Annotated in this window: 20 protein-coding genes and 2 pseudogenes; 12 read left to right on the forward strand and 10 right to left on the reverse strand. The window is 66.3% G+C overall.

The window, feature by feature from the left end; translation table 11 throughout:
* Positions 1–111 precede the first annotated feature (111 nt).
* The 4 genes from NA3_RS38230 (at position 112) to NA3_RS20900 (ending at position 5506) form a co-directional block, all read left to right on the forward strand.
* Complete coding sequence (locus NA3_RS38230; protein WP_218021868.1) at positions 112–1797, forward strand: class I SAM-dependent methyltransferase; 1686 nt, start codon at positions 112–114, stop codon at positions 1795–1797.
* 154 nt (positions 1798–1951) lie between these two features.
* Positions 1952–2533, forward strand: coding sequence for a DUF4262 domain-containing protein (locus tag NA3_RS20890; RefSeq protein WP_062965273.1), 582 nt, complete (start codon positions 1952–1954; stop codon positions 2531–2533).
* Positions 2534–2745: 212 nt separating this feature from the next.
* A complete protein-coding gene (locus NA3_RS20895) occupies positions 2746–3789 on the forward strand; it encodes a YdcF family protein (protein WP_062965274.1) in 1044 nt (347 codons plus the stop codon).
* 607 nt (positions 3790–4396) lie between these two features.
* Positions 4397–5506 carry an MBL fold metallo-hydrolase gene (locus tag NA3_RS20900; RefSeq protein ID WP_063917620.1) on the forward strand — a complete coding sequence of 370 codons (1110 nt, stop codon included), beginning with the start codon at positions 4397–4399 and terminating at the stop codon, positions 5504–5506.
* A 691-nt stretch (positions 5507–6197) separates the two neighbouring features.
* Here NA3_RS20900 and NA3_RS20905 read toward each other — a convergent pair.
* On the reverse strand, positions 6198–7829 hold the full coding sequence (locus NA3_RS20905; protein WP_084491722.1) for an outer membrane protein assembly factor BamB family protein: 1632 nt from the start codon (positions 7827–7829) through the stop codon (positions 6198–6200).
* Between the two features lie 919 nt (positions 7830–8748).
* Between NA3_RS20905 and NA3_RS20910 the strand changes: the two genes are divergently transcribed.
* The 4 genes from NA3_RS20910 (at position 8749) to NA3_RS20925 (ending at position 12736) form a co-directional block, all read left to right on the forward strand.
* Positions 8749–9705, forward strand: coding sequence for a glycoside hydrolase family protein (locus NA3_RS20910; RefSeq protein WP_227995219.1), 957 nt, complete (start codon positions 8749–8751; stop codon positions 9703–9705).
* Between the two features lie 153 nt (positions 9706–9858).
* The gene (locus NA3_RS20915; RefSeq protein ID WP_218021869.1) at positions 9859–10866 is read left to right on the forward strand and encodes a TetR/AcrR family transcriptional regulator; all 1008 of its coding nucleotides are present in this window, start codon (positions 9859–9861) and stop codon (positions 10864–10866) included.
* Positions 10863–12467 (forward strand): FAD-dependent monooxygenase, encoded by a 1605-nt coding sequence (locus tag NA3_RS20920; protein WP_062965276.1) that lies wholly within the window; start codon positions 10863–10865, stop codon positions 12465–12467. The genes NA3_RS20915 and NA3_RS20920 overlap by 4 nt, the downstream gene beginning before the upstream one ends.
* Positions 12467–12736: a nuclear transport factor 2 family protein gene (locus tag NA3_RS20925; protein ID WP_128145231.1), complete on the forward strand. Its 270-nt coding sequence runs from the start codon at positions 12467–12469 to the stop codon at positions 12734–12736. The genes NA3_RS20920 and NA3_RS20925 overlap by 1 nt, the downstream gene beginning before the upstream one ends.
* 409 nt (positions 12737–13145) lie before the next feature.
* Here NA3_RS20925 and NA3_RS20930 read toward each other — a convergent pair whose 3' ends face one another.
* From NA3_RS20930 to NA3_RS20940, 5 genes and pseudogenes are all read right to left on the reverse strand, one after another.
* Positions 13146–13379: a hypothetical protein gene (locus tag NA3_RS20930; protein WP_128145232.1), complete on the reverse strand. Its 234-nt coding sequence runs from the start codon at positions 13377–13379 to the stop codon at positions 13146–13148.
* A 34-nt stretch (positions 13380–13413) separates the two neighbouring features.
* Positions 13414–13773, reverse strand: coding sequence for a DUF3558 family protein (locus NA3_RS20935; RefSeq protein WP_128145233.1), 360 nt, complete (start codon positions 13771–13773; stop codon positions 13414–13416).
* Positions 13774–14605: 832 nt separating this feature from the next.
* Entirely contained in the window at positions 14606–14782 is a 177-nt protein-coding gene (locus NA3_RS37025) for a hypothetical protein (RefSeq protein ID WP_157126580.1), read from the reverse strand.
* Between the two features lie 169 nt (positions 14783–14951).
* Positions 14952–15195, reverse strand: a pseudogene (locus tag NA3_RS39155) (undecaprenyl diphosphate synthase family protein); the annotation flags it as partial.
* Positions 15174–15413 (reverse strand): P-loop NTPase family protein, encoded by a 240-nt coding sequence (locus NA3_RS20940; protein ID WP_218021870.1) that lies wholly within the window; start codon positions 15411–15413, stop codon positions 15174–15176. The gene NA3_RS20940 and the pseudogene NA3_RS39155, both read right to left, overlap by 22 nt.
* A gap of 208 nt (positions 15414–15621) precedes the next feature.
* Here NA3_RS20940 and NA3_RS20945 point away from each other — a divergent pair, with 208 nt between their 5' ends.
* Positions 15622–16545, forward strand: a complete 924-nt coding sequence (locus NA3_RS20945; RefSeq protein WP_062965280.1) for a hypothetical protein — start codon at positions 15622–15624, stop codon at positions 16543–16545.
* A 481-nt stretch (positions 16546–17026) separates the two neighbouring features.
* Here NA3_RS20945 and NA3_RS20950 read toward each other — a convergent pair whose 3' ends face one another.
* A complete protein-coding gene (locus tag NA3_RS20950; protein WP_062965412.1) occupies positions 17027–17587 on the reverse strand; it encodes a TetR/AcrR family transcriptional regulator in 561 nt (186 codons plus the stop codon).
* Between the two features lie 38 nt (positions 17588–17625).
* On the opposite strand from NA3_RS20950, the gene NA3_RS20955 reads away from it, so the two are divergent.
* Entirely contained in the window at positions 17626–18666 is a 1041-nt protein-coding gene (locus NA3_RS20955; protein WP_062965281.1) for an epoxide hydrolase family protein, read from the forward strand.
* 181 nt (positions 18667–18847) lie between these two features.
* Here the strand turns inward: NA3_RS20955 and NA3_RS36155 are convergent.
* Positions 18848–19078: pseudogene (locus tag NA3_RS36155) on the reverse strand (transposase); the annotation flags it as partial.
* A 29-nt stretch (positions 19079–19107) separates the two neighbouring features.
* Positions 19108–19440 (reverse strand): hypothetical protein, encoded by a 333-nt coding sequence (locus NA3_RS20965; RefSeq protein ID WP_062965413.1) that lies wholly within the window; start codon positions 19438–19440, stop codon positions 19108–19110.
* Between the two features lie 236 nt (positions 19441–19676).
* On the opposite strand from NA3_RS20965, the gene NA3_RS20970 reads away from it, so the two are divergent.
* Complete coding sequence (locus NA3_RS20970; RefSeq protein WP_128145234.1) at positions 19677–20060, forward strand: hypothetical protein; 384 nt, start codon at positions 19677–19679, stop codon at positions 20058–20060.
* Positions 20061–20637: 577 nt separating this feature from the next.
* On the opposite strand, the gene NA3_RS20975 is transcribed toward NA3_RS20970, so the two are convergent.
* Positions 20638–21525 carry an esterase/lipase family protein gene (locus NA3_RS20975; protein WP_233427317.1) on the reverse strand — a complete coding sequence of 296 codons (888 nt, stop codon included), beginning with the start codon at positions 21523–21525 and terminating at the stop codon, positions 20638–20640.
* Between the two features lie 168 nt (positions 21526–21693).
* Between NA3_RS20975 and NA3_RS20980 the strand changes: the two genes are divergently transcribed.
* Positions 21694–22236: a TetR/AcrR family transcriptional regulator gene (locus NA3_RS20980; protein ID WP_062965285.1), complete on the forward strand. Its 543-nt coding sequence runs from the start codon at positions 21694–21696 to the stop codon at positions 22234–22236.
* The last annotated feature ends 198 nt before the right edge of the window (positions 22237–22434 follow it).

Raw genomic sequence — 22434 nt, forward strand, 5'->3', positions numbered from 1 at the left:
ACCTATTCACAACGCCGCTGCGGCTCGGGCCGGTGCCGACTGTCGGGTACAGCCGGATCGGGTGGTGACGGTGTACGACCGCCAGTTCACCATCGCGGTGCGTCGTCCGAGTTGGGCCGGCTGAGCACCCGGCCAGGTCCGTCGGGAGGCTCGGGCTCCATGCCCACGCCCCGAGACGCGCCGAAGATACTCTGCATTGAAATTCTTGTCCGGCGCAGTGGGGGATACCTGCCTATGGCCACCGATAAGGCGGACACGTCGTTCATGCCGATGGTGATCGCGGCCTGCGAACAGCGGGAGTCGCCGCAGCAGCGCCTGCTCACCGACGGACTGGCCGCCACGATGCTGCCGGCGCCGTTGCGGGCCTTGCTCCGGCTGCGTGTGGTACGCACCCGGTTGGCTGTGCTGATGGACCGTGACGCGCCCGGGATCTGGAACAGTATCGCCTGCCGCAAGCGGTATCTCGACGATGCCGTCGCGCAGGCGATCGCCGATGGCATCACCCAGATCGTGGTACTGGGTGCCGGATTCGACACTCGCGCCGCACGTTTCACCGCCGCATCCGAGGTCACCGCGGTGGAAGTGGACCTGCCTCGTACCGTAACGCGTAAGCGGAGCCGGCTCGGTGAGAGCCGGGTCGTCCTGGCGGCCATCGACTTCGAGCACGACGACCTGGCCACGGTTCTGACTGCCCACGGCTACGATCCGGCCCGGCCTGCGATCATCGTCTGGGAGGGCGTCACCCAGTACCTGACGGCCGATGCCGTGCGCGACACCCTGCGTGCCCTCGACAATGCGGCACCCGGCACCCGGCACCCGGCACCCGGCTCGCCTTCACCTATGTCCGTCAGGAGTTTCTGGACGGCAGCGAACTCTACGACGCGCCCGGGCTACGTCGCCGTTTCGTCGACACGGGGATCTGGCGGTTCGGCCTGCGTCCTGCCGAGGTTGCGGAACTGCTCTCCCGTTTCGGCTGGCACGAACACGAGCAGGTCGGCCCGGGCGAATACCGCGAGCGCTACCTCGAACCGGTGGGTCGCCTCGGGCCGGTCTCGCCGGTCGAGCGCTGCGTGGCGGCCGTCAAGAACTGATCGTCTCCGGCAGCGCTGTCCGGAGATGTCAGCAGGCAGGCCCAACAGGCTTTCTGCCTCCCGGCCATTGAGCTGGGAGACAAGATGTGTTTACAGCCGCTGGTCAGCTGCCCGCCGGCTCTCGAACACGAGGCGTTCCAGGGACCTCACCCCCGGCGGCAGGGCCCGCTGTTCGCGGAACGTGCGCACCGCGCCCGGAACTGTCGATCAACGGGATCAAGGAGCAGGAACCAACTTTTCCCGCCCGGTGCTCCTCGGCGCCACAGCACGCTCGGGATCGCTCAGCACGTATCGTGGGCGCATGGCGGGATATTCCGGCGCCCCGTTGGCCCGCAAGCTCGGTATCCGGCCCGGTAGCCGCGTGCTGCTCGCCAACGCCCCGAGCGGGTTCGCGCTCGAACCGCTGCCCGAACAGGTCTGCCTGCAGCGGCGCGCGGGGCGCGGGCAGTATGACGTGATCGTCGGCTTCTGTCCCGACTATCGGTCTCTGGATCGAGGATTCGGCATGTGGCGCGCCCGCCTCACGCTGGCGGGTGGGCTCTGGGTCGCGTGGCCGAAGAAGTCCAGCGGGGTGGTTACCGATCTCAGCGATACCGTGGTGCGCGAATTCGGCTTGGCCGCAGGGCTTGTCGACAACAAGACGTGCGCTATCGATGAGACGTGGTCGGGTCTGCGTTTCGTCGTCCGGCTGGCCGATCGGCACTGACCTTCGCGATCATGGGATCCCCGCCACGGTCGAGGATCTGCCGGCGATCACCACCTGTCTTGCGCGGAAACCGCTGTGCTGGATGGACTTAGGCCGACCGCGACGCGGGCCGCGAGGTGTATTCCTGTCGGTGGCAGTCAGTAGAGTTGCGGCCGTGAACACCTCGGATTGCATGTGCGTGGTTTGCCATGATTACGGCGATCGCGCCGATATGCACCCTGGCGATCAGAAGTTGGTCGACAACGTCGGCGAGTTCGGCTGGGGCGTACTCAGTATTCCCGCGAGCGACACCAGTGGTCCGTGGGCGTTCACCGTGGGTTTGTGGCACAGCTTTCGCGTGCCCGAGGTGGCCCTATTCGGAATCTCGCCCGAGAATGCGATGGCGATGCTCAACCTTGTCGGCGGCCAGGTCGCCGCCGGCGCGCGCCTCCACGTCGACCAGCGGATCGACGGCGTGCTGCCTGCCGACTATCAGATGACATTGCGGCCGATCACCGAGCCTTGGCGCAGACCGTTCTTCGGCACAGCGATCCGTTACTACCGAGCCACCGTGGAGTGGCCGGTCCTGCAGTGTGTGTGGCCGGATCGATCTCACCGGTTCCCGGGTGAGCCCGGATTCTCGCCCGAGCTCGAGCAAAAACAACCGAGGCTGGAGTTGACACCGGACGAGCATCCTCAGGATGGCTGGACGGCCTATCGTGAGGAATGGGTGGAGTGGGCCGAGGGACAGCGGTAGCGCCTGCTCTGCCTCGCAACAAGGTCGGGCTCAGCCTGCAATCGGTAGTACCGAGCGCAGTCGGGTAACAGCCGGCCCCGCTGATCTGTTTCCGGCGCTCCGGAACGGGAATTATCGCTACGTCGCCCGGTCGCCGCGGATTTCTCGGTCGCGCCGACGACTTCGAAGTGTCTTCGGCGCGACGGCCCGGCAGGGGTCGGAAGGAGTCTCGGATGCAGACGGCGGCGTACCTGTCGATCGGGGGGCTTCTGGTGGCGAGCGGAGCGGTCCTGGCATTCATCGCGGCGGTCCGCGTGGCCTCGGAGCCTCGCCGGCTGTCGACGGGATTCGTCCTGCTGGCGGCGGTCATCCTGCTGGGGGTCGGCGGAGCGACCGCGGTCGTCGGATTCGGCCCGGACGCGCCGTCGTCGTTCAGGGTGGTCGTGGTACTCACGGCTCCGTTCGCCGTGGCCGGTATCGCGTTGCTGGTCAACGGAATCGAGCTGATATCACGGGACGGGTTGGCGGCGACCACCGCGTTGCCGGTCGGACTCGGGGCCGGCCTGATCGGCCTGGTGGCCGCGGTCGTCACGGTCGCGTCCGGTCCGGCGATGCCGAGCTGGGCCATCGGCTCCACCGTTCTCCTCGCGGCGGTCGCGGTCTATTTCGTGGCGCATCTGATCGCGTTCGGCGGCTACGCGCTGATCTACGGCAGCCTGGCGGCTCGTCCTGAGGCCGACGCCGTCGTGATTCTCGGCTGCGGCCTGAATCGCAGATCCGTGACGCCGCTGCTGGCCGCGCGACTGGACCGCGGTATCGATGCCTACCGCACGGCGCTGCGGTCCGGGCACCGGCCGGTCCTGGTCACCTGCGGTGGACAGGGGCCCGACGAGGCGACGACCGAAGCCGACGCGATGGCGCGTTACCTCACCGCCCGCGGCGTCAGCGGACACGCCATCGTCCGAGAACGGCACTCGCGCAACACCGCCGAGAATCTGCGCAATTGCCTGCGCGAGTTGAACCGGCGCGGTATCGATCCGGAGCAGCTTCGAATCACGGTGGTAACCAGCAACTTTCACGTCCTGCGGACGGCCGCGTTGACCCGCCGCCTCGGTATCGACGCCCAGGTCCTGGGATCTCGGACCGCCGCCTATTTCCTGCCCGCCGCCTTTCTGCGCGAATTCGTCGCGGTATTGGCGACCCATTACCGGCGCAGCCACATCACGGTCGCGGTCTCGATTCTGGTCGTCCTGCTCGCCGTGATGGCCCTGCCCTGAACACAGGGCAAAGGCTCGGCGAAACTGCCTGTCCATGCGGAGTCGCGCAGTGTTCACCCTCATCGACGCGCGTGATCGGCCGCGGACCGGCTGGAACGTGTTGTTCGGCATGTCGTCGCAACAGCTTCGCGTATCAGGCGGTCATGCTGCCCCGCGGCCGCCAGGCCATCCACAACTCCCGGCACATGGCCGCCCGCATGTTCACCGACTGACCACCATGACGGCCAGCCGCTGAACATGCGTGTGGCCCCCATGGCCCGCCGCGGTCCGGATACACACCGGCGTCGCGCAGAACGGGCAACCACAGCCCGACAACCCTGGCCAGGCCCTTTCGCCGGGGTATTTCTCCGGTCCGAAAGCGACTGATCGCCCGACGGTGCGACTGTAGCCTGATAATGCATGGTTTCCGGATGCGGTTTCGCCCGCAGCGCAATTCCATATAGTGAGGCCGCCGCACAGGCGCCACCGCCTGCTCGTCACCTCCGCCGACACGTTCTGTGTGTCGTCTCACCGAGATTGTCTGAGAGGCTCGCGGCCCGTATCGGAGGAGATATCGGCTATGTGTATGTCATGCGCAAACCTGCAAGATGAGGCGAGAACGCCGGGGATGTCCCGCCGTTCGATATTGGCTGGCATCGGCGGCGCGGCCGCGGCAGCGGGGATCGCCGCGTGCAGCTCGTCGAACACCGGATCATCGTCCAAGACCGCTTCCGCCACGTCCACGTCGGCACCAGCGACCGCGTCCGCCAAGCTTGCGCTGGTTCTGCTGGGCACCCGCGCCGGACCCTACGTGCAGGGTGATCGGACCGGGATCTCCACCGCGTTGCTGGTCGACGGGCACGTCTATCTCATCGACTGCGGTCAATCCTCGGTGTGGCAGTACCACCGTGCCGGGCTGAAGTTCGCCGACCTGAAGAACATCTTCATCACCCACCTGCACTCCGACCATGTCGCCGACTACAACAACTTCTTCATGCTCGGCGGCTCCACCGACACCCGCACCACCGACGGCGTCTCCGCGCCCGTGCAGGTGTATGGGCCCGGCCCCGCCGGCGGACTGCAACCCGCCTTCGGCGGCGCCAACCCGCCTGTCGCGCAACCGGAGAACCCGACTCCCGGCTTGGCCGAACTCACCCAACGCTGCAACCAGGCCTTCGCCTACAGCAACAACGTGCTCATGCGTGACACCGGCCTGCAAGACACCGGCGCGATCGCGGTCGTGCACGAAATCCCACTACCGAACGTCGGTGCCGGCTACACCAGCCCCGCCCCGCCGACCGCACCTTTTCCGGTGATGAGCGACGATCGGGTCCGCGTCACGGCCACCCTCGTGCCCCACGGACCGGTGTTCCCCTCCTTCGCGTTCCGCTTCGACACCGAATACGGTGCGGTCACCTTCTCCGGCGACACCACCAACTCCGACAACCTTGTCACCCTCGCCCACGGATCACAACTGCTGGTGCACGAAGCGATCAACACCGAAGGTGGAAACCTCTCGGCGACCGCGCAATCACACATGACCCAATCCCACACCGCGGTCCAGCAAGTCGGAACCATCGCAGCCAAAGCCGACGTCGCCCACTTGGTGCTCTCCCACATCGCCGACTTCGGCCCCACCGCCACCATCGACCCGACCCAATGGACCCACTGGGCCCAACAGGGCTACACCGGCCAAGTCACCATCGGCAACGACCTGCAAACCATCACCATCCGGTAAACCAACCTCACCGCCCACGACCGTCCCGACAGCTGTGCGGCGGTCACCAACCGGCGGCCGCGGCGGGTGAGAAGTGCTGCGGGCCACCAGATTCGACGCAGGGCGTCCGCCGAGCCGATCACCGACGCGAGCATCCGCCACGACCTTCCGCGTGCCCGCCGCCGGGCCGTGCGAACCCGAAGGTGTGGCCGCTGACCACCGTCCGGCATTCGCTCAACTGTGCTGCTATGGCGCTTCGTAGCTCGTCGAGGTCGGGGCCGGGGTGTGGTGTCATGGCGTCATCCTCCGGGTTCGCATGGTGGCGGGGGAGTCGGGTGCTCAGTTGGCTTTCTGCCCTTCTGCGCCCTTGATGAGCGCTGCGGTGACCACAGGTCACAGCGAAGGCGGTTCGCGTCGCCCACGCTCGCGGACTCGGCCGCGTCACAGCCGGCGGATCTGGTGCAACGGAAATCCGGGCCGTCGGCGCCGAACCGATTGTGGGTAGCGGACTTTACCTGTGTCCGGGAGTGATCGGGTGGATGTCGCCTTCGTCGTCGACGCGTATGCGTGGCGGATCATCGGCTGGCGCACGGCCAAGTCGATGACGACGCGCTGGTGCTCGATGCCATCGAGCGCGCGATCCGGACCCGCGAACGGCACGGCTGAGACGTGAAAGTTGTTGTCGACTGTCAAAACCGGTAGGCACGCGCGATCAGGGCAGGCCGTAGGCCAGGAGGACGTTGCCCGGTGCGCCTTGGGTGATCGGGTGCAGGTAGCCGGAGTTTGTGTAGAGCATGCCGTTCGAGATGACCGCGCCGTTGCCGTTGAGCGAGCCGCCGGTGCCTGGCACCAGGTTCACAGTCGTATAGGCGCCCAACGTGTTCAGGTCCTCGAGGATCGCGCCGGTATCGGCCGAGAAGACGCGTAGGTGACCGTCGACACTACCCTCGTAGACGAGCCCGGGCGTCGCGGATACCGCATTCGGCATGGCCCGACACTGCTGGTCGACCAATTTTATGCCGGGCGGGCACAGGGTGGGCGGGTTCGGGGTGCTCCAGACGCGTGAGCCGTCGGCCGGGTTCAGGGCGAACAGAGTGCCCGGACCGGCCTGGTAGGTGGCCACGTACAGGCGTTTGCCGTCGTAGGCTGCGCCCCATTGGATACCTTGCAGCGACTCGGCGCCCTGCACCGGCAGGGGGGTGGACGGAGACGACAGCTGGGATTGCCAGATGATGGCGCCGTTCGTGGCGTCGAGCAGATGGTAGATGCCGCTCTTCTGACCCGCGCCGACGACTCTGCGTCCGTTGATGGTGAAAATGTTCGGCTGAGTGCCGAAGTCGTAGTCGTGACCGGGATTCGGGCAGTTCCCGCCGGCCGGTGGCACCAGGCAGCGGACGTTCCACGTGTCGTTCGGGGTCATCTGATGATTCCAACGGACCGCCCCGCTCCCGAGGTCCAGCGCGGCGATCGCTTCCGCTCCGTCGGGCGTGCCGGTGTAGGGATTTCCGGAGGTGTAGTACAACGTGTTGGTCGTCGGGTCGATGGTGGGTGAGGACCAAATCGCCCCACCGCTGGGCGCCAATGCCGGCGTGCCGCCGGTCGGCTCCGACGGCGGAATCGTGTAGTGCTGCCACTTGATAGCGCCGCTCGCGGCATCGACCGCCACCATGCTGCCTCGAAACGAGCAGCACTGGTAGGCGGGGTTGACCGCTTGGCCCTCCTCCTGACTCGAGGTGCCCACGTAGACCGTGCCGTTGTACACCAACGGTGAGCTGGTAATGATCGCCCATGGGTGCTGGTCGAGTTTGGCGCTCCAACGCTTGGCGCCTGTCGCTGCGTCGAGTGCCCACAGGTTGGCCGAGTTGTCACCGAAGTAGACGATGCCGCCCACGACCGCAATCCCGTCGCGCAACCCGTACGTGGGAAGGTTCCCAAGAGTCGTGTGGGCGTCGAACGACCATTTGGACCGACCGGTCTTGGCATCGAGAGCGTACAGCTTTCCGTCGCGCCCGCCGACGTAGAGGACATTGCCCACTACTGCGGGCTGACTGGATGCGGCGACGGCGCCTGGGAAGGCGAACGCCCACTCGAGTTTCAACGAACCGACATTGGTGGGCGTGAGAGTGGTTTCGTTCGGATTGTATCGGGAACCGGTCGGGTCGAACTGCCACATGGGCCAGTCTCCGCCGGCCGCCGGAGACTGCGCGGAGGCGACGGAGGTGAACAACAGGACAACCGCCACGAGTGGAAAACACGCGCGGAGTAGTAGCTTTCGGAGCCTGGCTGGGAACGCGGCGCGACCGATGGCGTCGGCCTTGCCGTTCACGGTCGTACGTATGTTCATCAGCTGAATCCTTCTGACCACAGCGCGATTTCATCGCCGAAGAGCCACGGTGCGCCGATCCGGCCTCGACCGGCCCTGGCCGGTGTTCGGGAGCAGTGCATGGATGTTGCTGCTGTGCGGCACTTTCCCACGAATTATCGCCGTTTGAACCCGAATCTGTCCCGGTTCCCCGAAATCGGACCGATGTTCCCCAGGTTTCGCCGACGAACGCTGCCGCCGGCGGCGACGCCGGCGCGATGAGGTACGTGGGAAGTTTGGCCAAAGAGGCGGGGTGATGGGCCGCTTTCAGGCGGAGTCTGTCACGGCTGATCGGTCGGCCACCGAACGAGCCGAACTGAGAATGGCCTCTGATAATCCAATCTGCCCGCGGACGACGAAATCCGGGTGGGTTCTTCGGCGTGAGAGATAGTTCGGAGCCTGTATCAAGTGTCGCCGAGCCGCTGCGATCCCGAACTCGCCAGGCTCGGACTGGGAATCCGGGCTTACCAAGTCATGAAGGTCGTTCATCACATGGCTGAGATCGCCAACTTCGGACAACAGCCGCCGGTCCGAGGGTTAGCCGGCCGTCACCGCGGTCTGACCGGTGTCGCGATCAACATCGTCGTGCAATGGCGCGGCGCAGGCGCGCGCTACCGCGCCGGGTGGCGCGACTTCGTTGACGGCATCGCCCCGGCTCGCAGACCGGATGGCGCGCATGCCACTTCATCTCCACGGCGCACGCAGCAGAGTCCGGCGGCGCCGGGACGGCCGGCGTCGGCGCCTGTGCTGCCACCACGACAGCAGCATATCGACCTACTCACCACGCGCGGTGTGTCAGCAATCATTCAGCGTTCACGGGCGGGATAATCCGCATATGACGTCGATCGGGCTGTCCCGCAGAGCGACGCTCGCCCTGGCAGCGAGCGTACCGTTGAGCGTTGTGGCATCCCGACGCGCAGTGGCCGCCGCCCCGCCGATCCGATACACGATGACGGCGTTCACCAACGCCAGCCAGATCGATATGTGGGTCTACGAATCCACCGACGCAACGAATTTCCGGCTCGTCCAGGCCGACGCCTACCGGCCGCCGGACGCCGACCCCGCCGACACCCCGGCAGCGGCGGCCACGACCAAGAAGGGCTTGTGCCGCGACCCCAGCGTCTTTCGTCACATCGACGGCGAGTACTACGTGACGTACACGACCGCATGGGACGGCAACACCATCGGGTTCGCTCGCAGCCACGACCGGATCGACTGGGAGTTCTTGTACGAGTATACGATTCCGTTCGGCGGTGTCACTCATACCTGGGCGCCGGAATGGTTCGTCGACCGTGACGGCACGGTCAGCGTCCTGGTGAACATCAACGACGGCACGGTCTTCCGGCCCTACGTCATGACAGCGACCACCTCATCGCTGAGCCGGCTGCATTGGACCACGCCCACACCGCTGGCAGGCATCATTCCGGCACCGGGCGGCCTCGGCTACATCGACACCACGGTCAAGGTGTCGCAGGGACGCTACTACGCGTTCGTCAAGAACGAATCGACCAAGAACGTCGAGGTCGCGGTGGCCGACCGGCTGGTCGGCCCGTACACGTTCGCGCGAACCGGCAACTGGGCGCGCTGGGGCGGACCGGGCCCGGGACAACCGCGCGAGGGACAGTGCGTGATCCCTCTCCCCGACGGCCGATGGCGGATCTACCTCGATGCCTACGACCTCGACGAACCCACGCACGGTCACTATCTCTACAGCGACACCGTCACCGGCGACCTGCTCGGCGAGTGGACCACACCGAAGGACCTGCCCGTCCTGTCCGGTTTCGTCCGCCACTTCACCGTGTTGCCCGAACAGTTGAACACCGGCCCGCAACCGGGCCCGAAGCCCGCCACGCGGTGAGGACGATCGGGCCGCGGCCTGGCCGCACCGGCCAGGCACCCACGGCCCGCTCTCGGCATAGTCACGGAACGCGCGAAAAGCGGGCGGCGCAAAGGAATTCGGGGTTCCGGTAGTAATCGCGCGGGAACAATGACAACGGCTTGACCAGCGGTTATGTCCTTACCGGGATCTCGGCAAGACCTGGACTCGACCCGCACCCCCCTCAGCATCCTGCGCGATCAGCTGACCCGGCTCGACACCCCCGCCGACGAACTCGCCGCCGGGCTGCATCCGTTCGTATCCGGGGGCGCCTCCGCCGGACTGTTCGACGGCCCCACCACCACAAGGGAAGACGCGCTGCTGGCGCGTCGAGTGTTTCATCACATAACGAACATGTTCGTAAAGAGCGTGTTCGTAACGAACATGTTCGTTACAATCGGATTCGTGAGTGAGCATCGAGTTGTCCGCAGTCGCCGGGAGCGCCCGAGCAAGCCTGCGTTGACGCGTGATCGTGTTGTCGCCGCTGCGGTGGCGGTGATGAGGTCGGACGGTTTGGAGAAACTGACTCTGCGTCGGCTGGCGACTGAGCTCGATACCGGGCCGGCGTCGCTGTATGTGTATTTCCGCAACGTGGCCGATCTGCATGCGGCGGTGCTCGACGAATTGCTGGCCAGCGTCGATCTCGGTCCGGTCGGCGCACCCGGGGATTGGCGTGAGCGCCTCGAAGCAGTCCTTTCCTCCTATGTCGGTGTCCTGATGCAGTATCCGCCGTTGGCACGGTCGGCCCTGCTGACCCGCCCGTCGGGGCCCTGCTATCTCGACCTGGTGGAGGCGCTGGTGGCGCTGCTGCGTGAGGGCGGCGTCGAAGCGGACAGGGCGGCCTGGGCGGTGGATCTGCTGATGCAGGTCACCACTGCCACGGGTGCTGAACAGGCCACACGCCGAGAGAACCCCCGTGACGGCGACGAATGGGACGCACTGGTCGCCGCAATCGAGAATGCCGACGTGGGGCGCTACCCGCAGATCCGCGACCTGGGACAGCTGCTGCTGTCCGGGACCGGCACCACCCGCATGCGCTGGGCCCTGTCGGTCCTGCTCAACGGGATCCTGGCCACCGCGCTACCGGCGCCGACTCCGGCTTCACCATCCGAAATCGACACCAGCGAAGGAGAACGATCATGAACACCATCAACGAAACCACCACCCCCGATCCGATCCCTGTTCTCATCATCGGCGGCAGCCTGGTCGGTCTGTCCGCAGCGGTATTCCTGGCTTGGCGCGGCGTGCCCGTCGTGGTCGTCGACAAGCACCGCGGCAGCTCGCCGCATCCGAGGGCGATCGGCTTCACCACCCGCACGGTGGAACACTTCCGGCAGGTCGGGGTTGAGGTTCCACCCTCACTGCAGGGCATGAAGCCACCGCGCCGGGCGCGGGTGGAGAGCCTGACCGGCCGATGGTTCGAGGAGTACCCATGGACGCCAGGTGGGAAGGACGCCTACGGCGCGGAGGCCTCGCCGGTACACGCGATCGCGATCACCCAGGACCGGCTCGAACCCCTCCTGCGTGACCGTGCCGCCGAGTTGGGTGCGGACCTACGACTGGGCACCGAACTGCTCGACTTCGCACAGGACGACGACGGCGTGACCGCGACATTGCGCCGCCGCGACGATGGCCATGAATATCGTGTGCGCGCCCGCTATATGGTGGCCGCGGACGGCGCCACGAGCGCCGTGCGGGAGACGTTGGGTATCGGCCGCCACGGCGCGGGTCCGCTGTCGGTGCAGCGCAGCATCCTGTTCCGCGCACCACTGGATGAGTACCTCGAGCACGGCGTGGTCCAGTTCGAGATCGAGCGGCCCGACCTGAAGGCATTCCTGACCACCTATTCCGACGGCCGATGGGTGCTGATGCTCAGCGACGACATCGACCGCGACACCGATGAGCAGATCCGGGTGGTGCAGCAGGCGATCGGCCGCACCGACATCCCCGTAGAGTTGGTGACCACCGGCCGCTGGGACCTGGCCGGGCTGATCGCCGACCGCTTCTCCGACGGCCGGGTGTTCCTCGCCGGCGACGCCGCCCACCAATTGCCGCCCAACCGTGGCGGTTTCGGCGCCAACACCGGTATCGACGACGTACACAACCTGGCCTGGAAACTCGCCGCGGTGCTCTCGGGTGAATCCCGCCCGGCGCTGCTGGACACCTACGACGCCGAACGCCGCCCGATCGCGGACCTGCGCCACGATCAACTCTTCGCCCGCGCCGACTACAAGGCCTACCTGACGACCCCCACGACCGACGTACCGGTGCTCGACGACGCTGCGATCGAACTCGGCCAGCTCTACCGCTCGGCCGCCGTCCTCGGCGCGGGCGGCGACCTGCCGCCGGCACGGCGACCCGACGAGTGGGCCGGTCAACCCGGAACCCGCGCGCCGCACCTGGCCCTTACCGATCCCGGCACCAGCTCGACACTGGACCTGTTCGGCCGTGGATGGGTCGCGGTGTCCGAGGACGCCCGTTGGCGCGCGGCCGCCGCCACCGCCTCGCAGCAGCTCGGTGTCACGGTCGGATTCGTAGAGATCGGCATCGATGTCAAGACAGTGGAATCGGACGTCTTCGACACCGCCTACGGACTCTCCGGCACCGGGGCCTCGCTGGTTCGCCCCGACGGCTACATCGCCTGGCGCGCGGTCGCGGTTCCCGACGACCCCGCCACGGCACTGACCCAGGCCCTGGCACAGGCCGACCACACGACCCGCCGGCCCTCCGCGGCGAGCCTGTGATGAGCACGCTCGACCGACGCCGCACCCGCCTCGAAGACCTCGCCGCGATTCAGGAGTTGGCCGCACGCTATGCCCGCGCGATCAATCATGGATACGCAGGCAAAACCCTCGACACCGAGGCGGTGCGCGAGGTCTTCACTCCAGGGGCGCGCTGGCACAGCGATGGCTTCGGCGGCTCGCCATCCATGCCCCGCCCAACTGACCCGTGCAGGACCCGAAACCCGAACATGGTTGCGGGCCTTATCGGCCATCTCCTCCAGCGCCAGTAGTGCACCCCTGGACACGCCGCCTCTATTTGCGTGGGCGCCTTCCCGCTGGCTGCCACCGGGCTCCTCCCGGGTCTGCGCCTCGCGAGGAGCGCGCCAACCCCGGCCGGACTCACCCGCAGGTATGACATCGCGACCGGCGCCGAGCCCCGACTCCGATGAACCTTCGCCCCCTGTCGTCGTCGGCGCCGAGTTTCCGAGAAGCGATAAGGCCCAGGCAATTTCCGCGGTCGGTCGGAGCCTGCGGTGTCGAGGAGTGCGATGAGTCCGGGTAGTCACTACGCAAGCTCATCGACGAGATCCACTGCGGCGCAACCACTCCCGAGGGTGGCAAAGCCGGTGGATCTCACCCGTGGGTATGGTGATCCGCCACCGGAGCGGCGACAGTGGAATGTCGTGTGCGACGGGAAACTCAGAAGCAGTAGGGGAATTTGCACGTGGACGGATCGTTGGGGCCGAAGATCGCGGCTATCAGGCCGTTGATCAACACGTCTGCGGCACCCGACCCGGTGCTGATTGCGATGTCCTGTGCGCCGGCAACCGACGGGGCGGCGACCTCGGGCTGTGTTGCCGCGGCGGTGGCTGTGATCGGGGTGGTGATGAGGATGCCCGCCGTGACTGCCAGCATCGTCTTTCGAGTAATCATGGGATCCTTCGTTCGATTGTCGGGTGATGCGCGGTTAAGGAAGTGACCTGGAAAGGGCTGCTCCCAGACGGTTCGCTTCGGCGCAGGGTTCGCCTTCGCCGGTCTGGACGCGTGCATTGCGCACAGTAAGCACGATGCTGCCGAAAGCGGCCGGCGTTCCGGTGTAGCAACCCAGCTTGTTGGTGTCTTGCACCGCGCGAAACACGACCACGTCTCGGCCGTAGTACTGAGTCCTGTGCACGTCGTTGTACTTACCGGAGGCGAGCTGATCGTCCAGGGTGCTATCGGAGGCGGTGACGACCAGTTCGTAGGACTGATCGGCGGATTGCCACTTGCAGACGCGCGCGGCCGGGTTCCCGGCGTCGGCCACACGGGTCTTGGAGGATGTGTTCACACCCGCGGCGCTGAGCGCGGATTCCGACAGCGAACACGCGTCCCACACGGCCTCGGTGGTGGGGGCCGTTGTGGTGGAAGGGCTTCCCACTGCGGTGGTCGGGGGTGCGGTGTTGGGGTCTCCCACCGCGGTGGTAGGGGGTGCGGCGTTGGGGTCTCCCACTGCGGTGGTAGGGGGTGCGGTGTTTGCGGGCATTGTGGCGACATCGCCGGCCGAAGCCGGTGGCGGTGTCACTGATGCCCCACCGGTATGAGCGGTGGTGGCGGCACTGCTCGCCGAGACAGGCCCACTCGGGCTCGGCGAGTTGTTCACCGCCGTGCCGCAGGCTGCGAGCAACATCACGGCTCCACATGCTATTGACGCGAGACGGCTCCCGGGCCCGCCCCAACGCCCCTTCGAGAGTTGCCGAACCTTCAACGTTCCCGGACTTGTGGTCTGGGCATCGGATGACTCTCCAACTCCGGCAGCTGAGCTAATCCTGTCGGTGCCTGGCAAAAGTGAATCCTTTCCGTGGCAATTGTTTCCTGGAGCCTCGAGCCAGGTCAGTTCGGAAGGCTGTTGGGAAAGCAGACAGGCCGCCAGATCGTTCCGCAGGCGAGGTTGTTCAGATCCGCGGAGCCACTGGCAATTCCGCTGTTTGCGTTCACCTGCGTCTCGCTCGTCTGGGCTCCGATCGGTGTCTCGGCCTGGGCGGGAGCGATGGACACCAGAACGGCACCGTATCGAGCGGACGGCCCCTCTCCGTTGACGCTTCCAAATGACTTGCGTCGCAGTCGGAACGGTGTGCCATCAGGTGGTTGGACGAGTCACCTGAGTTCTGGAGCCGGTTCGGTCAGCAGACTCCGGGCACTTCACCGTGTAAGAGGATTTGAATGAAGCAGTCCAGATTCGCGCTGCCGGTACTCAGACCCGGCGCGGGAGTCGCGTTCGCCTCGGCGGCACTCACCGTTGCCGCCAGCATGAGAGTAGCGGCCGCCGCGGAAACAACCACCTTGCGTTTGATGCCCACACTGATCTCCTTGTTGTTACATCCAGTCCCGGCGGCACTGCGACACCGGCGCGATCGGCCCGCTACAGCCGATTCGGGCACGCGCGACTCCGCGCATGCCTCGTTCCGCATGGAAAGACTCTCAGACGGAAACTCTGGCCATTCCCCTGATTGGGAAGCGAAGGGGGTCTCAGGCCCCGTACCTGCGGTTCGCGGTCGGCGTAGTTGCGGAGTGCGCGCAGGAAGTCGACCTCGCGGAAGGCCGGCCAGTACGCCTCACAGAAATACAGTTCGGCGTAAGCGGTTTGCCACAGCGGGAAGCCGGACAGGCGCTGTTCGCCGCTGGTACGGATGACCAGGTCCGGGTCGGGTTGATCCGCGGTGTAGAGGTGTTCGGCGAGGTCGTCGGTGGTCAGGCCGTCGGCGATTCGCTGGTCGTTTTTCCGGCGGCGGCACCGTCATGGTCGCTGGGCTCGGCGACGAGTTGCTGTACCCGGGGACGCATGAATTTGCGGTAGCCCACGATAGAGCGGAGGAAGCTCCAGTTAATGCGGTCGTACACGCCGTTGGTGTGCTGGCCTCCGCGGTAGCGCAGGCGGCGTTGCAGGATCCCCGTCAGGCAGGTTGCGGCGGGGAGGTCGAGGAATATCACGGTGTCGGCGGTCTTTCGTCGGCTCCGAGCAGAGCAGTTCATCGGTGATATTGCGCGCCTGTGGCTTCTTTTTTGTCTGCAACCGCGTTCCGGCCCGCTGTGCTCACGTCCCAGCTGGCGGGCTCTGAAACCCGTTGTGGCGAACTGGAGTCCGAGGTGCGGATTCGTCCGTCCCGGTAGAGTCGGATACAGACGGGAGGGGAAACCAGTGCCGACACTCGAGGATATCGAGCAGGATGCCACGGCGAAGTTGAGCCGACTGTGGCGGACCGTCACCGGCGATCTGCCGCATCCGCCACACATCATGCGGCTGTGGTTTCGCGCTGAGGACCCGGGGGAACCGGTGGTGAAGGTGTGTCTGGTCGCGGGGCAGGAAGCACCTCCTGGCGTCCTGGCGCAGGCGGCGACGGTGCTACGTGACGAAGAAGACGCGTTCGCGGAGAGCGGGCCGGCGCCCGGTGGCGTCGTACAGGGAAGAATCGGTGCCGACGACATCCGTGTGCACTGGAGTGACGGCATTGTGCTGGTGATCATGACCGGTGCGGCTCGTCCCGTTGACGAAGCCCTGCCGGCCACCCTCGATCAGTTCGTCCCGTATCCCGAGGGTGCCGCGTACACCGACGAGGACGGCCCTTCCTCGCGTGTACACGACTCCGCGAATGCCTCGGCCCGGGTACTCGAGACGGCGGTACTGCTTCGGGAGGCCTATCTCCGCGGACGGTTGGAACAGATCGAGCGGCAGAGCACCGCGAAAGACGGGCGCCGGGCACTGCGCTTGCGGACCGGGCGGGTGGGCGGCTTTCTGGGGCATGCCGCCGAAGTCGCGGGAGCGTCCGGTGTCGGTCTGCTCGTGGTGGGCGGTGTGAACGTCTTCGATCCGGATCACAAGCAAGCCGGCCTGAAATGCTTCGCCTTCGCCGCATTGCTTTTCCTGGCTTGCGCCCAGATCCTCCTGGTAGAACGACGTTTCTGGCCGATTCTAGGCGCGGCAGTGGGCGGAACCGCCGCTGTCCTGATCATTCGCTGGCCCGAGTTGCGGATCGCCGGATACGCGTTCTTCCTTGTGGAAGCGGCGCTCTACGCGTGGTTGCTGCCGACGTATCGCGCCTCATTGCGGGCGAAGCGGGCCTGACCTCGCCGACGCGGGTGTGCCGTGTGCCCGCAACTTTCGTCCGGAGCGCCACCCAGTTCCCCGCAAGCCGGCCACATCGTCGTCTGTGATTCCATGGCTCGTCGCCACCCGTGCGGAATCACGGTTCAGGCGGAGCCGGTGTGGTTACATTTCTGCGACATCCACGATCAAAAGCCAGTCTGGGCCAGGGCTGGCCTGGAGTGCGTGGGTCGTCGCGGTGGAGTGTGGCGATCCAGCCGACGTTGACGCCGCCGTCGGGTCGCAGGCACAGGCCGCGTCCGTGTCCTTCGAGTCGGAAGCCGTTGCGCCAGCCGCTTTTTGCTGATGCCCAGTTCCCGACGGCGGCTTTCCAGTGGATGAGGTCTTGACCGTCGTGGCATTGGTCGATGACCGCGGGGATGTCGTCGTTGCGGTGGCCGCGCAGCAGGACGCGGCCGTGGGGGTCGGTCGGCATCGGCGCGGGCGGCCCCGAAGCCATTGTTCAGTCGTCGGCGAGGCGCTGGATGGTGGTGCCGAGCCAGGCTTCGAGCTCCGCGGGCTCGCCGAGTTCGGAGCGCAGGACGCGGCGGCGGGTCGAGACACCGAGCACGAAGGCATCGATCGCGGCGGCTCGGCTGCGGGCCTCCGCGTCGCACAAGCCGCTGTCGCGCAGGTATTGGTGTAACGGCTGCAGCGAATTCGTGTCGAGGAAGGTGGCCAGCGCCTCCGCCGCCTCCGGGCGTTCGCCGGCCGCGCGGTGCAAGACGAGCAGCGGATCTTCTCCCTGTGTGCCGAACCAGCGTTGGACGATGCTCGCCGCGAGCCGAGAACCCAACCCGGAAAGGGCGCCGTCGAAGGAGTTCGACACCGGAAGTTCGACCCGCGTCGCCGCCAGGAAAAGGCCGTCCTTGCCGCCGAAATAGCGGGTGATGAGGTTCGGTGATACTCCGGCAGCGTCGGCCACATCTTTGACTGTGACTGCCGTGTATCCGTGGCGGGCGAACTTGCGTTGGGCGTGTTCCAGGATCCGCCGCCTGGTGGCAGCCGCATCTCGAGAACTCATGTGTTTCATCATACACAAATATGTGTACGCTGATACACATGAATGACGATCTCCGTGCACGGCTCCGGCGGACGCGGCGCGTGACGACGCCGTGGAGCGACGACCGGACGAGGGGTATCACCGCCACCCGCCTCGACGAGCTGCTCGACTACTGGGCCGTCGGGTACGACTGGAGCGTGCACGAGCGCCGCATCGACGAATTCCCCTGGGAGACAGTGCAAGCCGACGGCGTCGATCTCCGGGTGATCCACCGGCGAGCAGCAGACCCCGACGTGCCGGTCGTGGTGCTGCTCCACGGCTGGCCGGACTCCGTGCTGCGGTTCGAACGGGTTCTGCCTCTGCTCACCGACGTGCACGTGGTGGTGCCGGCGCTGCCGGGTTTCCCGTTCGCGCCGCCGCTCGCCACACCCGGTATGTCGGTGAACCGGATCGCCGTGATCGTCTCCGCCGCCCTCGGCGAGCTCGGCTATCTGCGATACACGGTCTCCGGCGGCGACGTGGGCGGCACCATCGCTGAGCTGCTCGCGGCCCGGCACCCCGACAGGGTGACTGCTCTGCACCTGACGAACATCGCACCTCAGCATGCGCTCACGACCGACCCGGCGACGCTCGCACCCGACGCGGCGGCCTACCTCGGCCGGGCCGCGCAGTGGTTCCGCACCGAGGGCGGCTACATCGCCGAGCAGTCCACGCGACCGAACACGCTCGCCGTCGCGCTGGGCGACTCACCCGCGGGCCTCGCCGCGTGGATCGTCGAGAAATTGGAGTCGTGGTCCGACGAGTCGGCATTCACACCGGATGAGCTGCTCACCTGGGTCACCGCCTACTGGGTCACCCGCACGATCGGCACCTCGTTCGCCACCTACGCCGAACCGGTCACTCTCCCCGGCCGGATCGACACACCCACCGTGCTGTCGGTCTTCCCGCGCGATACCAAACCGGAGCCGCGAAGCTATGCCGAGGCATTCCTCGATATCCGTGAATACGTGGAACACCGCGCCGGTGGCCACTTCGCGGCCTGGGAACAGCCCGAGGCCTACGTGGCCGACCTGCGCCGCGCGGTCGAACTCGGTCGCTGATCCTGAGCTCGCGATGCCATGGAGACCGGGCCCGATCTGTCGCAATCGCAGACTCCGGGCGCGTGTGCAACTCTGAGCCGAGAGGTCGATCGTGACCTTGCCGTGGACGTGGAGGGCCGTGGTGAAGTTCGACCGCCGACCGGATGCCGTCGATGGTGAAGGCCGCTGAGATGGGCGCGCAGACCACGGTTTTGGAGCGGGTTCCGTTGCGGGAGTTGCCCGTTCCGCGGCAGGCGGGATCGTGTTTCTCCGATCCGACGTGCTCGGTCATCTCCGCTTCCAACGCGGTTTCCAGCACGGTCTTGGTCAGCTCGGTGAGCAGCCCACCCGGCCCGACCAGATCGATGCCCTGTTCCTTGACTTGGGCCAGCAGCTGCTCGGCCAGCTTCTTCGTCTCCGCCGCCTCCGACAGTCCGCACCCGCGCGCAAGAACTGCTGCGCTCAGCTGAATAGGACCGACCTCTCGCATGACCCCGTGGTCCCGTCACCGCCCGGCCGCCGTGTCTTGGCCGGGTCGATGCGGAGCCGAATACCCTTGTACACCACGGTGTTCGGCGCATCACCGTCGTCAGGATCGCCCGAACCCGCAGGATCGGGCAGCTCCGCGGACTCCTCGATGACGATCTGCGCCCGCGCCGCGCCGGGATCGAACATCTCCTGAAACGGCAGCACGAACGCTCCGCCGAGGCCGCGGTGCTTCGCCCGACCAGCCGCCCACCCCAGCAGTGCCAGCGGGCCGGCGAAAGCGATCAGCACCAGCAGGGCCAGTCCCATGCCCACGAGCGTACAGACCACCCCGCGCGCCCCGCCCGAGCGACGATCCGTTCCGCCGCAGGAAGAAATGTCCGCCAACCTGAGCCGACCAGAACGTTCCGGAATCAGGACCGAGGGTGCTGATCGACGCACCATCGGCCTGCCGGATCGGGTTGGGTGGCGCTTGCGGCCTACGCTGGCGGGGATCCTTGCTCGTTGGTGTGTTTCCCGTTCCTTCGCGTGGTGGGAGATAGCTCGTGGTGTCGATCGAATCCCAGTTTCGTAGTGTGGCGCGGCTGCTGCGTGCCACACCGATCTTGTCTGTGTCCGAAGCGCAGGCTTTGCAGCGATATGTCACCCAGCTCGATGTCGACTTCGAACGCGAGAGCTGCGAAGCGTTGGAATGGCGGGAAAGAGTTGCACCCCTTCGGGATTCGGTGATCGCGGCGGTGTGCACGGCGGTCGCTGAGGCACACAACATGAAGATGAGAGCCGACCTGGCCGCCGCGCAGCAGGTGCGTCGCCCGAGCTCGGGCAGCCTCGACCGCCGCGCCCGCATCGAGCCCGGTCGGTCACCCGGCGCCGCTGCTCCCGCTCCACCCCGCCGCGTTCGGCCCAGCGTCATGCCGTCGGGTGAATGACACACTGGGCAAACGTCCGAGCGTGCCAGCAGATCACCGTCATTGGGTGCTTGCCATTGCGGAGTCCTTGCGCTCCTGCTAGCTGGAGGCGGCCGTGTTGCCGCCTCCAGCGGCGCCGACAAGCACAGGCCAGACCCGGCCCGGCTGGTACGCCGAGGGTCGCACGACGCCCCGGACGGTCGCACACCGTGGATCCACCGCAGCGACGTCGCGGTCTCCTGCGTCGACGACGTCGTTCTCGTGTCCTACAGCTGGAAGCCCGACGATCCGGCGAATGGCTCGCGATATGGCCTGCCGCTTACCGCAACCCAGACCGACCTCGCCACGGGTGCCGACGACCTCATCACGGTTGGGCCTGTTCCTCGACTCAGGTCACTGGTGCGAGCAGCACACCTACCCGATCGGAAACGCGAGAAGACACCCACACCCGCTGCCAGTTAGCCACTACGACTGGAACCCAATTGGGGGGCAGGTCACACTGTCACCCGATCGTGCAGCAGCGCCCTTCGGTACCGAAGGATACGGTCTCGGCGATCGCTGACAGGGTGTCGCGGATAGTTCGGGCGTTCAGTTTTTGCTATCGGGAAGGGGGCCCTAGGAGAGGAAGGACGATCGTGCATGTCGGTGGGGTGGCGTGGGCGGGGTCGAGTGCGTCGAGTACTTCGTGTATCGCTACTGGATCCGATGTCAGCTCGTTGTGTTCGGTGAAGTCGGTTGGGCAAAGATCTTGTAGTACAACGTTGTGCACGTTGGGGCCGTCGAGGAGGCCTGTGGTGTAGGGGGTGGCGATCTGGTCGTAGCGGGTGACGATCATGGTGAACGGGATCGCCGGTGTGGCATCGGGTTTCGGTTCGAGGTCTTGCAGGAACGGTGCCCCGGGTGACAGCTGACACGGTCCGCAGTGACGGGTGGCCGCCGCGCCGCTCCCGGTGGATTCCACCAGCGGCTGCACACCGGCGAGACCGCTGACCGTCGATCCGTGCAGGGGGGCGGCCAGTGCGACGTAACGGCCGATCTTCGACGCCCCGCCGAGTCGGCTCAGGTAGTAGTAGGCCACCGCCCCGCCTATCGAATGACTCACCAAGTCAACCTGTTTCACCCCCGTGGCGGCCTCGACCCGATCTATGAAGTTGCCGATCTGTGTGGCGCTGTCCTGTATGGGAGCGGTGGCGCCGATCGGACCCAGCCCCTCGGATCCGTAGGTGGTGGTGTACACGCAGTAGCCGGCGTCGGCCAGCACTGGCGACAGTGTATTCCAGCTGATGGTGTCGTTCGACAATCCGTGGATCAGCACAACGGGATTCGGATGTGCTGCGGTCGGCCGGCACGATCGATCGTTGGCCCCAGGAGGCGACTGCCCGGGTCCGGTCAACTCGGCCTGCACGCCGCCCAGATAGCTGTAGGAGGCGGCGGGATCGGGTACATGATCGTCGGCCACGGCTGGACCGGCTGTTGTCACGAGCATCGTAGCAGCCAGCGTGGCAACGGATATCACTCGTCGCATCGACGCACTCCTTCGTTTGTATAGCCGGTCAGCAGTCCTTCCGCCCCCGCCGCGGAAGGAATGACCGACCGGCCGGTCATAATGTAGCATCGGGATACGCTGGCGGCAGCCTGAGAGAGGAGAGCGGTCATGGCCCGACCCTCGGAGCCCGGTCGTAGGGCGCTGTTGGACGCCGGCTCTGTGGTGGCCGAGCGTGCGGGATTGCGGGGGCTATCGGTCAACGCTGTGGTTGCGGCGGCGGGAATGTCCAAAGGCAGCTTCTATCACCATTTTTCGGACCGACGTAGTTACATGATCGCCCTGCACCGCCGCTACCACGATGTTCTGGCCGAAGCGATCCTCGCCGAAATCGGCGATCTCGCCCCGGGTTTTTCCCGTCTTGCCGCCGGCGTCACTTCGTATCTGGATGCATGTTTGCGGACGCGCGGTACGAAAGCCTTTCTCGCTCAGTCGCGTACCGACACCGACTTGCTCGATGAGGTCCATGCGCGCAATCGAGCAGTGGCTGCAGTCATCGAGCCGGATCTACGGGCTATCGGGTGGGACGATCCTGCGGCGGTGGCGCACCTGGTCGTCGCGATGGTCGCCGAAATCGCTTTGGCCGAACTGTATGCCGATGAGCCGCAGCCAACTCTGCGTTCAGCGGTGATCGGCCTTATCAAGAGGGAGTAGGCGCAGCTCGCGCAACACCGACCGGCAACACCGCCGACTTCGTGCTGATCTCGGTCTCGAACGGTATGGCTCAGGGGGGCGTCGCTGCCCCTTCGGGCAGGTCTGCACCGGTCGCGCATTGGGCCGCCACCCACCGCATGGGCACGCCCCTGTCCGGTGGATCAAGGCCGATACCGCGACTGCTGTGGAGCAGTCTGA

The sequence above is a fragment of the Nocardia africana NBRC 100379 genome (genome assembly GCF_001612635.1).
Lineage (GTDB): Bacteria > Actinomycetota > Actinomycetes > Mycobacteriales > Mycobacteriaceae > Nocardia > Nocardia africana.

What these genes read in the sequence shown, in the direction of transcription:
- NA3_RS20895 (WP_062965274.1), top strand. Translation starts at nt 2,746, where the DNA reads ATGCAGACGGCGGCGTACCTGTCGATCGGGGGGCTTCTGGTGGCGAGC.
- NA3_RS20900 (WP_063917620.1), top strand. Translation starts at nt 4,397, where the DNA reads ATGTCCCGCCGTTCGATATTGGCTGGCATCGGCGGCGCGGCCGCGGCA.
- NA3_RS20905 (WP_084491722.1), bottom strand. Translation starts at nt 7,829, where the DNA reads ATGAACATACGTACGACCGTGAACGGCAAGGCCGACGCCATCGGTCGC.
- NA3_RS20915 (WP_218021869.1), top strand. Translation starts at nt 9,859, where the DNA reads ATGTCCTTACCGGGATCTCGGCAAGACCTGGACTCGACCCGCACCCCC.
- NA3_RS20920 (WP_062965276.1), top strand. Translation starts at nt 10,863, where the DNA reads ATGAACACCATCAACGAAACCACCACCCCCGATCCGATCCCTGTTCTC.
- NA3_RS20925 (WP_128145231.1), top strand. Translation starts at nt 12,467, where the DNA reads ATGAGCACGCTCGACCGACGCCGCACCCGCCTCGAAGACCTCGCCGCG.
- NA3_RS20930 (WP_128145232.1), bottom strand. Translation starts at nt 13,379, where the DNA reads ATGATTACTCGAAAGACGATGCTGGCAGTCACGGCGGGCATCCTCATC.
- NA3_RS20950 (WP_062965412.1), bottom strand. Translation starts at nt 17,587, where the DNA reads ATGAGTTCTCGAGATGCGGCTGCCACCAGGCGGCGGATCCTGGAACAC.
- NA3_RS20955 (WP_062965281.1), top strand. Translation starts at nt 17,626, where the DNA reads ATGAATGACGATCTCCGTGCACGGCTCCGGCGGACGCGGCGCGTGACG.
- NA3_RS20965 (WP_062965413.1), bottom strand. Translation starts at nt 19,440, where the DNA reads ATGGGACTGGCCCTGCTGGTGCTGATCGCTTTCGCCGGCCCGCTGGCA.
- NA3_RS20975 (WP_233427317.1), bottom strand. Translation starts at nt 21,525, where the DNA reads ATGCTCGTGACAACAGCCGGTCCAGCCGTGGCCGACGATCATGTACCC.
- NA3_RS20980 (WP_062965285.1), top strand. Translation starts at nt 21,694, where the DNA reads ATGGCCCGACCCTCGGAGCCCGGTCGTAGGGCGCTGTTGGACGCCGGC.